General features: G+C 34.7%; 10 protein-coding genes. 9 read left to right on the top strand and 1 reads right to left on the bottom strand.

The genetic code is table 11. The features are described from left to right. Nucleotides 1–27: 27 nt before the first annotated feature. Nucleotides 28–3,171 (bottom strand): 6-pyruvoyl-tetrahydropterin synthase-related protein, encoded by a 3,144-nt coding sequence (locus tag RMR19_RS05310; protein WP_310602462.1) that lies wholly within the window; start codon nucleotides 3,169–3,171, stop codon nucleotides 28–30. 555 nt (nucleotides 3,172–3,726) lie between these two features. Here RMR19_RS05310 and RMR19_RS05305 point away from each other — a divergent pair. From RMR19_RS05305 to RMR19_RS05265, 9 genes are all read left to right on the top strand, one after another. Then, nucleotides 3,727–4,038: a hypothetical protein gene (locus RMR19_RS05305; protein ID WP_310602461.1), complete on the top strand. Its 312-nt coding sequence runs from the start codon at nucleotides 3,727–3,729 to the stop codon at nucleotides 4,036–4,038. A gap of 4 nt (nucleotides 4,039–4,042) precedes the next feature. Next, the gene (locus RMR19_RS05300) at nucleotides 4,043–5,077 is read left to right on the top strand and encodes a V-type ATPase subunit (protein WP_310602460.1); all 1,035 of its coding nucleotides are present in this window, start codon (nucleotides 4,043–4,045) and stop codon (nucleotides 5,075–5,077) included. Nucleotides 5,078–5,096: 19 nt separating this feature from the next. Continuing rightward, nucleotides 5,097–7,016 (top strand): V-type ATP synthase subunit I, encoded by a 1,920-nt coding sequence (locus tag RMR19_RS05295; RefSeq protein WP_310602459.1) that lies wholly within the window; start codon nucleotides 5,097–5,099, stop codon nucleotides 7,014–7,016. A 63-nt stretch (nucleotides 7,017–7,079) separates the two neighbouring features. After that, on the top strand, nucleotides 7,080–7,502 hold the full coding sequence (locus tag RMR19_RS05290) for an ATP synthase subunit C (protein ID WP_310602458.1): 423 nt from the start codon (nucleotides 7,080–7,082) through the stop codon (nucleotides 7,500–7,502). A gap of 97 nt (nucleotides 7,503–7,599) precedes the next feature. Then, nucleotides 7,600–7,908: a V-type ATP synthase subunit F gene (locus RMR19_RS05285; RefSeq protein ID WP_310602457.1), complete on the top strand. Its 309-nt coding sequence runs from the start codon at nucleotides 7,600–7,602 to the stop codon at nucleotides 7,906–7,908. 82 nt (nucleotides 7,909–7,990) lie between these two features. Further along, on the top strand, nucleotides 7,991–8,557 hold the full coding sequence (locus RMR19_RS05280; protein WP_310602456.1) for a V-type ATP synthase subunit E: 567 nt from the start codon (nucleotides 7,991–7,993) through the stop codon (nucleotides 8,555–8,557). 50 nt (nucleotides 8,558–8,607) lie between these two features. After that, the gene (locus RMR19_RS05275) at nucleotides 8,608–10,374 is read left to right on the top strand and encodes a V-type ATP synthase subunit A (RefSeq protein WP_310602455.1); all 1,767 of its coding nucleotides are present in this window, start codon (nucleotides 8,608–8,610) and stop codon (nucleotides 10,372–10,374) included. A gap of 12 nt (nucleotides 10,375–10,386) precedes the next feature. Continuing rightward, nucleotides 10,387–11,793, top strand: coding sequence for a V-type ATP synthase subunit B (locus RMR19_RS05270; protein WP_310602454.1), 1,407 nt, complete (start codon nucleotides 10,387–10,389; stop codon nucleotides 11,791–11,793). Nucleotides 11,794–11,807: 14 nt separating this feature from the next. Beyond that, entirely contained in the window at nucleotides 11,808–12,425 is a 618-nt protein-coding gene (locus tag RMR19_RS05265; protein WP_310602453.1) for a V-type ATP synthase subunit D, read from the top strand. The last annotated feature ends 28 nt before the right edge of the window (nucleotides 12,426–12,453 follow it).

Genomic DNA, 12,453 nt, shown 5'->3' with positions numbered 1-12,453 from the left:
CATCCATAAGTAATTTACTCGTTCCTTCTATTGTTCCTTCTCTTTTAGCTTTTTTCTCCCTAATATGATAATCACGCTAGAATATATAATTGTTGCCACGATTCCAATTATACTAACGCTAAGCCCCTCTACGAAGTATGGATAATGTAGAGTTATCGTTGTTGTTCCCTCATTAACAACTAAAAGGTTATTTTTTTGTATTATTTCTTTGTTTGAATCAAATATATCCAGACATGCCAAAGAAGTATTTACTCCATTTTTATCCGACTCAATTGTAATCACATTCTCACCATATGAGACTTTAATCGGAACAATCTCTCTTTGAGGCACACCCTTGCCATACTCCATAAATATCTGGAATAGTAGCAACTCTGTAACAATATCAGAAGTGATTTGCGTATGATATACAATATTAAATCCTAAAAACACGATATTTTCATTCTCTGCCGAACCGACAAACGGCAACTTCTTATTGTTCATATAGGTATATCCATCAACTGTTGATAACCCTGTTAGATAAACAGTGTTCCATTGACTTAAATCCTCATTAAAACTGCTTGCCATATAATCTTCTTCCATATATTTCAACGTCGGAAACTCTTGTGTAAATGTTATGCTTTGTGCGTTTACTCCAAACATTTCATAGCAGTTTGTTTTCTTATTCACGGGAATACGATTCATATCAATAATAATCTTTGTCCCATTCTCTGCTACTTGTGTTAATTTCGCCTCAGTTTTCTCTTTATCTGTATACGTAAAATCAGAAAGATAAATCTTCTTATATCGCATCAACTCTTCAACAGAATAGTCATCAAGATTCGAACTGCTGCCCTCTTCAAACACCGGATATAGCAGTGCAATTTCCTTTGCAGCTACTCCAATTGCAATATTCTCATAAACTGTAATCGTACCAAAGTTTTCTATCTTCTCATCAAGTTCCAATTGGAATAATAAAGAAGAGCTATTCTGGTCAATTAACTCATAACCTAATCTTTCACCCGCCTGTATTACTTTCTCAATATCCTGTTCTTTCTCTTTTAAACAGTGAATCGGACATAATACCGTGTCCGTTCCCAACTCAATACATCGATCAAACATATAGACATATCGTCCAGTCTCTAGTGCAGTATTTAATAATACAATGTTGCCTGCTGTCTGAGCCCCTTCCCAGCCAGCACCGAATGTATAGGCACGTTTCGTTCCTATCCCTGATACATAATATGGCGCATACGCACCAAACGTACTTAGCTCCATAATTGCCATTCGTTGCTTTGTAATCTCTTTTGCTTCGTTTATTAAAAGGGATTCCCCTAGATTGTATTTTATAGTCTGCTCATCACTAATACGCCCTTCTGGTTCAACATACACATAAGGTATGGAAGAATAGCAGTCTATGAGAAGTAGCAGACACAAAAGCACCATAATCCCTTTCTTTAACTCTTTCCACAAAAACATGGCAAACACAAAGAATGCAAAGGATATTGGAACAAAACGAATCATCCATAAAAACTGACTGAATGGAAGATGCACGAATAATTGGTAAACCGATTTCGTTGTACAAAGAAAGATAACCAATGTACTTAGAAATCCTGGAAGCGTCTTTTTCGTTCCAAACAATGTTCCAAAAAGAGAAATAAAAAATATAGAAAGCCCATAATAAAAGACCGATAAATCTCCATTAAAACGATCGACAGGATTTAACGCAACAAATGCACTCTCAAAGAACAGAACCATAACTTGGTTTCCACTCTCACCACGACTTGCCGCTCCACCCTTTAGTGATGGAATCATCCAGATACCAATAATACATATTCCTAATACCATACCAAGCGCAACTTGCCACACGATATGTTTTTTCTTACTTGCTGCTGCATAAAGCCCAACATAAATCAATACACACGCAACTACCATAAATGTAATTCCAATATGGCAGAGTCCCATAAAGGAAGTATAGAGTATAATAAAAATCATGGAACTCTTCTTCTCTTCCTCGATAAATTTCCATAATGATATTAAAAAGAATGGTAATGCGGTATTAATAATAACACGTGGTAAATTTCCGTCTAATATAAGAAGACGCATATTCTCTGGAAAGAAGAACCACGCTGTTCCAAGGAACACTGCTAGTCCAATTCGCTTGAAACGAATGCCATGAATTAACCAACCAATTGCACCAACAAGATAAATCAAACCACAAAAAACTACATAGGCATCCGAAGACGTTCCTCTAATTGCCCCTTGGATTCCTGCTAATATATATAGCGGTAATGGTGCCCAATAACGCATAATTTCTACGCCGTTATACCACATATGATCGTATAAAGGATATAGATTTCCCTTTTTAATATAATCAATCAATAAATCAGAACGATATAGATGACATAATGTATCTGACCCTTGTGGGTAGTTTCCACCTACTCGTATAAAGTACATAATTCCTATAAAAAATGTTAGGAATACACTTAGAGATGCAATAATCTTCAGTGTAAATACGATTCTAGCTTTATGTTTTGACCTACTAGCACTCCTTTTGGATTTTTTAATAGTTATCTCTACTGGGGCTACCCCTAGTCCCACAGTTTCCTCAGCTATTATAACCTCCATAGAATTCTCTTCGTCCGTCTCTTCTGTTACCGCAATCTCTTGCAGTAACTCTTCAAGTTCTGATTCTACCTCATTGTTTTCTATTCTTTCCTCTTGTATCTCTTCCTTTTTTATTTCTTCCCTATCAATTGCTTTTTCCTTTTCATATTCTAGCTCTTCTCTAAAGTCATTAGGAACTACAGCAATTTCATTTACGTTACTATCTAATAATACGTCTGATACGGAATACGTTCTTGATAATTTATCTTGTATATCAAGTCGCACCAAATGAACTCCCCATTGTTTCTCTTTCTGTTTTAATTCCTGAAAGAAATTTTTTGCTATCACCTCTACTGTAGTAGGTGAATTTTCAAATAATTCTGTATTATTCAAGTTCTTATTCTGATAAGGTTCTAACCATAAGTTGATCTGCTCTTCCAAGTTATTAAATAAATCTAACTCTTTATTTATATTTTGAAAATATAATGTAATTAAAAATGTATGACTATGCTCCCCTTTGTCATCGCCTTTAATATCAGAATGTACTGCATGAAATGAAAAACCTAATTTGTAGCCCTCAAACCCCATAACCAACTCCTCATATTATTTATACACCTTTATTAAATAGAATCATTTATGCCTAAAGTATATCATATAATCTGCCAAGTACAAGATATTTCATCAAAAAACTTTGGAAATTATGCATTATCAAAAACAAACACGATTTGTTTATTCAACGAAATAATTTCCACCTCATATGTTTATTTATTTAACCGTATCGAATAATTATTCATTGCGATTTTTTTAGTCAATACTTTGTATTAAATGTAAAGTCTTTTTATCATTTCTTAGCGTTTTTATAGCACCTCTGGTCCTTTTTTCCTATAGAAAAGCACTTGCAAATTTATAGAATATTTAGTCGATGTATTTTTTCTTATCTTTGCATAATAATAAACAATATATACGTTAATTTTTTGCTTTTTTCTCTCTTTTTACTATAGCATTTTTTAAAAAAAGGAGTATTATGATAGAGTGATTTGTATTCAATTATTTTTTAACTGCATACTTTTTATCAAAGAAATATTCTCTTGCGGTTATATTTCAAAACATTGCTACAAATAATATGGGACAGGAGGAATCCATATGGAGAAAGTGCTTAATCTTTTGTATGATATCGAGGAAAAGGCAAATCGTATTGTTTCTCGAACCGATGAGCAGAAAAATGCGAAACGTAGAGAAATTGAACAAGAACTGTCTTTATTCGAAAATTCTTTAACAGAAGAAACAAACAAACAAATTCAAGTCTTGCAAGACGAAGCAGACAAAGAACTTGAATTAGAGCGAAAAGCCCTCATTGACGATTGCGCAAAGCAGCTAGAAAACCTGGAAACAACTTTTACCATGAATCATGACGCTTTCGTAGAACGTGTTTTTCAAAACATAATTGGGGCGTGATTAAATGGCGAATAATTTACTATCTTACAGTGGCATCACTGCCAAAGTTAAGGCAATGGAAAGTAACTTATTAAAAAACGAAGATTATGTAAAAATCTCAAACTTTGAGAACATACCAGAATTTATTAATTATTTAAAAGCAAATCCTTCTTATGAATCTTTATTTTCTGGATTTGATGAAGGGAGTCTTCATAGAGGACAGATTGAACAATTAATAATCAATTCTTTGTATGACAGTTATGGACGAATCTATCGTTTTTGTAACCAAGAGCAACGAAAAGCTCTTATTTTCCTTTCCTTTCGCTTTGAAACAAATATTATTAAACATTGTCTGCAACATGTTTTTAACGATGAATATGAATACAAAAGCACAAACTTCGATGCATTTTTCAGTAAGCGATTAAAGGTCAATATTGAACAACTAACATCAGCGAAAACAATGGATGAATTCATTAATCTTCTAAAGACAACGGAATATTATCCTATACTGAATGCTGTTCAAAATTCACATAACCCGACCGTATTCGACTACGAAATGCAACTAGATATTTATTATTTTAAAAAAGTATGGAAATTAAAAGACAAATATCTAAAAGGCGACAGTAACAAAGCTTACACAGAAATACTAGGGAAAACTGTAGATTTACTTAATATTATGTGGATTTACCGTTCAAAAAAATATTATGATATTGATTCATCTAAAATTTATTCCTACATTATACCAATATCATATAAACTCAAGAAAAAAGAGATTACTACCCTAATTGAAAGTGGCTCTGTAGAAGATTTCATCACGTTACTAAACACAAATTACTATGTAAGAGTATATGGGACTACAGGAATTACATCATTTGAGAATTTGTATCGATCGTTATTAACTAAGATCTACAATTCAAACAAACAGAAGTATCCGAACTCTATGGCGCCTGTGCAGCAATTCCTTTATCTTAAAGAAATTGAGATAGATAACCTTACTACTGTTCTAGAGTGTATTCGTTATAAGTTACAGCCAAACGAGACACTTAGTTATATACAATAAGAGATTGGAGGTGTAGACGGTGATTGAAAAAATGAAATTTTTAAGTATTACAGGTCCCAAAAGTGACATTGATCGTGTAGCAAATACGTATCTTTCCAAATATGAAATGCACTTGGAGAATGCATTATCCGAACTAAGTACTGTTCAGGATTTAAAACCTTTTGTTGAAATGAATCCGTATCGCGATTTAATGACAAAATCTGAGGAACTTGTAAACAAACTAGATAGTGATTGCTCTGCTTCGCATAATTCTATGACACCATCCGAGGCTGCAGATGTAATTATAAATGCTTTTTCCATGCTAGAAGATTTAAATGCACAAAAAGCTAAACTAAAAGAGAAAAAAACTCATTATAAAGAACTCCTTCATACAATTGAGCCTTTCAAAATGCTTAATTATGACCTTAAAAAGATAATGGAGTTCAAGTTTATAAAATTCCGTTTCGGACGAATTTCACACGAATTTTATACTAAATTTTCAAAATACGTTTATGAGAATCTAAATACTGTTTTTTATGAATGCGACAGCGATGAAGATTATGTATGGGGAATCTACTTTGTACCTGCCACATCCAGTGTAAAGATAGATGCCATCTACTCTTCTCTACATTTCGAACGAATATTCATACCGAATGAATATGAAGGCACACCAGAACAAGCACATGACACAATTTTACGCAAAATAGATGAAACAACAGCGCAAATCAAACAGTTATCTGCTGAAATCAAAAAGAAACTAGAATCTGTTGGACCTGAACTTTTATTGGCGCATCAAACGCTACAAATATTATCACAGACTCATAATATTAGAAAAGTTGCTGCCTGTACAAAAGAAAGAAACGTTGATGCAACTCATGACAATCTAGTATTCTACATTCTTTGTGGTTGGATGACATTATCTGATGCCAATGCATTTATTAAAGAAATAGAAACCGATTCAAATGTGTATTGTATCTCAGAAGATGTTCAGCCAGACGTTAGCACGAAACCACCTACAAAGCTTAAAAATCCAAAGATTTTTAAGCCATTTGAAATGTTTATTCGTATGTATGGTGTTCCTGCCTATAACGAACTGGACCCTACGCTATTCGTAGCGATTACGTACTCACTTATATTTGGTGTAATGTTTGGTGATGTAGGTCAAGGTCTATGTCTCGTAATTGGTGGCGCATTGTTCTACAAATATAAGAAGATGAACCTTGGTGCTATTATATCACTTGCTGGTATCTTCTCTGTTATATTTGGTTTTATGTATGGAAGTATATTTGGTTACGAAGACTTCATTCCACATGTATGGATGAGACCTATGGATAATATTATGTCCATTTTAATTACTGCTATTGTCTTTGGTGCATTTTTAATTATTGTTGCTATGATTCTTAATATCATAAACTCAATAAAAGCCAAAGATTATGCAAGGTTATTCTTTGATACCAATGGTGTAGCTGGTCTAGTATTCTATGGCAGCATTATTGCTTGTGTTGCATTAATCTTTACAGGTCATGCTTTACCAGGAACAATAATTTTAGCGATTATGTTTGGTGTACCACTCCTTTTAATTTTCTTCAAAGAACCAATTGAGAGAAAGATTAAAAAGAAAAGCAACTTATTCCCTGAAGGAAAAGGGATGTTTGTAGTAACCTCGATATTCGAGCTTTTAGAAGTACTGTTAAGCTATGCAAGTAATACTATTTCGTTTCTACGTGTTGGCGCATTTGCTTTAAGCCATGCCGCTATGATGGGCGTTGTGCTTATGTTTGCAGGTGCTGAACATGGCATTGGTAATATTCCAATTATGATTATTGGTAATATCATTGTTGCAGGAATGGAAGGATTAATTGTTGGTATTCAAGTACTACGTCTTGAATATTATGAAATGTTTAGCCGTTTTTACCGCGGAACTGGTAAAGAATTTAAACCATATAAAAACAATAAGTAACGAAACGATAAATTATTAAATAGTTACTAACTAAAACATATTTATATTTAGGAGGAATTCATTATGAATTTAACAACAAGATATATTTTTGTAGCTGCATTAATTTTAAGTATTTTTGTTCCTTTTGGCGCATTCCTATTAAGTAAAAAGAAAAAAGGCGGATTTAAAGCTGCTCTTGGTTTTAACGCATTCTTCTTCTTTGGAACTTTAGTTTTAGCTAACATTCTTATGTTCTCTGGCAATGCATCTGCTGCAACAGAAGTTGCTGCTGCTTCTTCTACTGATGGCTGGAGATACATCGCTGCTGCTCTTTCTACTGGTTTTTCTTGTATCGGTGGTGGTATTGCCGTAGCATCTGCTGCTAGTGCCGCTCTTGGAGCTATGAGTGAAGATTCAAGTATCATGGGTAAAGCATTAATCTTTGTTGCCTTAGCAGAAGGTATTGCTTTATACGGACTTGTTCTTTCATTCACAATGTTACCATAGGTAACATTTGGTATCATAGGTAACATTTGGTACTATAGGTAACATTTGTACAATAGTAACAAGAAGAACAAAACTTTGGAAAGGAGCGCGATTATTAATGCGTATGTATTTAATTAGCGATAACATAGATACCTATACAGGTATGAGACTTGCGGGCGTTGAAGGTGTTGTAATCCATTCAAAAAAACATCTAAAACAGCAACTCGATAAAGCAATAGCTGACAAAACAATAGGCATTATTTTAATAACAGAGAAATTTAGTCGCGAATTTCCTGAAATCGTAGATGATGTAAAATTAAATCGTCGTTTACCTTTAATTATAGAAATTCCAGACCGCCACGGTACAGGAAGAAAACCTAACTTTATTACTGACTATGTAAATGAAGCAATTGGTTTAAAACTCTAATTACTTATCTACGCGGTATTCGCACATAGCTATAAAATTACATATGCTATGCAGATAGTGACGAAAGGAGCAGGATTGCCTTATGACATTAGATGAAAAACTTGATTATTTTTATCAAAGTGCAATTAATGATGCAACAATACAAAGTTCTAATATCCTAGAATCTTACGAAAATAGTTTAAAAGAAATGATTGCTGAGAAGAAGGAAGATCTTAAAAAGCAAGCAGAGCAAAAACTTCGTACAGAATCCGGAAACTTAGTACGTGAGAAAAATAAAAATCTATCCAATGAAGCACTTAATATCAAACGTACCGTAAGTGAAAAGACAAGAGAAAAAGTCGATGGTCTTTTTGCTGATGTAAAAAACAAATTATCTGCTTACATGCAAACACCTGAATATCAATCCTTCCTGATAACAAAAATCAACGAAGCGATTGCTTTCGCCAAAGATAATGAGCTTATCATATACATCAATCCAACAGATACTCATTTAAAGACTGCTTTAGAAGCTGCTACTCATGTAGAGACAACAATAAGCAATATTGATTTCTTTGGTGGTATTCGATGTGTAATTCCAGAAAGGCATATCCTAATTGATAATTCATTTATGTCTAAGCTTGAGGAAGAAAAAGCAAATTTCAAATTATAATTAATCAACATTAGTTATTTTTAATTTAGAAAGTAGGAGGTTGCTCCAATATGAACTTGACAGGTAATATATACGGAATAAACGGTCCTATCGTTTACTTAAAAGGTAATCTAGGATTCAAAATGTCTGAAATGGTTCTTGTTGGTAAAGAGAAACTCGTTGGTGAAGTTATTGCTTTAACCAAGGACACAACTACCATTCAAGTATTCGAAGAAACAACAGGACTTAAACCAGGAGAAGAAGTTACAGCTACAGGAAATGCCATATCTGTAACACTAGCACCTGGCATTATTGGAAATATCTTTGACGGTATTGAAAGACCACTAAAAGAAATTGCAAAAGAATCCGGCGCATTTATATCAAGAGGTGTAAATGTTGATTCTTTAGATACACAAAGATTATGGGACGTACATGTTACGGTCTCTGAAGGTGATAAAATCTATGGAGGTACTATTATTGCAGAAACACGTGAAACACGTGCAATTGTACATAAATCCATGGTTCCACCAACTGTACGTGGTACAGTTATCAAAGTTTCACCAGATGGACAATATACAATTAACGACCCACTTGTTACCATTCTTAACGATAAGGGTGAAGAACAAGTACTTACATTAACACAAAAATGGCCAATTCGTATTCCTAGACCGACTGCAAAACGTTACGCTGCAGATCGTCCTTTGATTACTGGTCAGAGAATTCTTGATACATTATTCCCAATTGCCAAAGGTGGTACTGCTGCTATCCCTGGTGGATTCGGAACAGGTAAGACAATGACACAGCATCAATTAGCAAAATGGTCTGATGCAGACATTATTGTTTACATTGGCTGTGGTGAACGTGGAAACGAAATGACAGAAGTTCTAGAAGATTTCTCAAAATTAGTTGACCCGAAATCAGGTAATCCATTACTTGATCGTACTACATTGATTGCTAATACTTCAAACATGCCAGTTGCTGCCCGTGAAGCAAGTATCTATACCGGTATCACTCTTGCTGAGTATTACCGTGATATGGGATACCATGTTGCTATCATGGCTGACTCTACATCTCGTTGGGCAGAGGCTCTTCGTGAGTTATCTGGTCGTTTGGAAGAGATGCCTGCCGAAGAGGGTTTCCCTGCTTACTTAGCATCCAGACTTTCTGCGTTCTATGAACGTGCAGGATTTATGAGTAACTTAAATGGAACAGAAGGTAGTGTATCGATTATCGGTGCTGTATCACCTCAAGGTGGTGACTTTTCTGAACCTGTTACACAAAATACAAAACGTTTCGTCCGTTGTTTCTGGGCACTTGATAAATCTCTTGCTTATGCGAGACATTTCCCAGCAATTCAATGGTTAACTAGTTACAGTGAATACGTATCTGATTTAACACCTTGGTATGAGAAAAATGTTGGCACAAACTTTATTGATTTACGTAATCAGTTGATTTCTTTGCTAACACAAGAAAGTCAATTGAATGAAATCGTTAAATTAATTGGTAGTGATGTATTGCCCGACGATCAAAAACTTGTTCTTGAAATTGCAAGGGTAATTCGTCTTGGATTCGTTCAACAGAATGCTTACCATCCTTCTGATACGTATGTTCCACTTGAGAAACAGTTAAAGATGATGGAAACAACTATGTATCTATATGATCAATGTAAGAAATTAATCGCAATGGATATGCCTATGTCTTTACTAAAAGAAAGCAATATCTTTGAACGTATCATTTCAATTAAATACGATGTTGCTAATAATGAATTAGATAAATTCAAAGATTACAAAAATGCAATTGACGATTTCTACAATCATTTAATAGAAACGAATGCATAAGGAGGGTTTAAAATGTCAATTGAATATTTAGGACTTAGTGAAATCAATGGCCCTCTTATTGTCTTAGAAGGTGTGCAAGGCGCTGCCTATGATGAAATCGTTGAATTAACCGTAGAGGGTACACAACATAAACTTGGAAGAATTGTTGAAGTCTATGAAGATAAAGCAGTTATTCAGGTATTCGAAGGAACAGAAGAAATGTCCTTAAAGAATACACATACGAAATTAACTGGACATCCAATGGAAATTGCCTTATCCGAAGAAATCCTTGGACGTGTCTTTAATGGTATTGGTGAACCAATCGATGGACTTGGACCAATCATTTCTGATGTAAGAAAGAATGTTAACGGAGAACCTCTTAACCCTTGTTCAAGAGAATACCCACGTAACTTCATAAAAACTGGTATTTCTACAATCGACTGCCTTACTACATTAATTCGTGGTCAAAAATTACCGATCTTTTCAGGTAATGGTCTTCCTCATGATCAGTTAGCCGCACAGATTGTTAAGCAAGCTTCTCTTGGTGAAAATTCCGATGAAGAATTTGCTATTGTATTTGGTGCAATGGGCTTAAAGCATGACGTTGCAGAATTCTTCCGCCGTACATTCGAGGAAAGTGGCGCAAGTTCTCACGTTGTTATGTTCTTAAACCTTGCTAATGACCCAGTTGTAGAGAGATTAATTACGCCTAAAGTAGCCCTTACTGCTGCCGAATATCTTGCTTATGAAAAAGGTATGCATATCTTAGTTGTATTAACAGATATGACTTCTTTCGCAGAAGCAATGCGTGAAGTTTCTTCTTCAAAAGGAGAGATTCCAAGTAGAAAAGGTTACCCTGGATATCTATACAGTGAGTTAGCAACACTTTATGAACGTGCTGGTATCGTAAAAGGCAGCAAAGGTTCGGTAACACAAATTCCAATCCTTACAATGCCGAATGATGATATTACACATCCAATTCCAGACTTAACAGGATACATTACAGAAGGGCAAATCGTTCTTGAGCGTGCTCTTCATCAAAAAGCAGTCTATCCTCCAATTAACGTATTGCCTTCATTATCTCGTCTTATGAAGGATGGTATCGGTGAAGGATATACAAGAGAAGACCACCAAGACCTTGCGAACCAATTATTCTCTTCTTACGCTCGTGTGGGTGAAGCAAGAGCATTAGCAAGTGTTATCGGTGAAGATGAACTATCCCCTATTGATAAGAAATACTTACAATTCGGTACTTCATTTGAAAACGAATTCATCTCTCAAGGGCTTATGGAAGATAGAACAATCGCTGAAACTTTAAACCTTGGTTGGAAACTCCTTACGATCCTTCCTAGAGAAGAACTCGACCGTGTTGATACGAAGATTCTTGATAAATATTATCATGCTCCTGCTGCTAACGAAACTATTTCCGACGAAGAATAAAGGATGGTGAGTATATGGATCCAAATACTTTTCCCACCAAAGGAAATCTAATCCTTGCGAAAAACTCCTTAGCCCTATCTAGACAAGGTTTTGACCTTATGGATAAGAAAAGAAATATTCTTATTCGTGAGCTAATGGAACTCATTGATAAAGCAAAGGGTATTCAATCGGAAATAGATAATACATTTACATCCGCCTATATTGCTCTTCAAAAGGCAAATATTAAGATGGGAATTAATACGGTTCAAGTATTGAGTAAGACAGTTCCAGAAGAAGATTCTATTACGATTAAAACACGTAGTATCATGGGTACAGAGATTCCACTTGTTGATTATGACAATTCACCTCTTACCCCTTCCTATTCTTACTATGGTACTAACTTAGCACTTGATGAGGCTTGTAAGCATTTTAATAGAGTAAAGGAATTAACAATTCGCCTTTCCATGGTCGAAACTTCTGCTTACCGACTTGCAACCAATATTAAGAAAACACAAAAACGTGCAAATGCCCTTAAAAACATAACGATTCCTCACTATACCACATTGGTAACTGACATTCAAAATGCACTTGAGGAAAAGGAACGTGAAGAATTCACAAGACTTAAAGTTATAAAGCGTATGAAGCGCGGCTAAATAAAACAAAATAGCTTATATGATAAAT

Origin of the sequence: Anaerosporobacter sp., assembly GCF_031551385.1 — a bacterium.
Taxonomy (GTDB): domain Bacteria; phylum Bacillota; class Clostridia; order Lachnospirales; family Lachnospiraceae; genus Anaerosporobacter.
Note: the sequence above shows the minus strand (reverse complement) of the source record. Positions and strands in the feature narration are given on the sequence as shown.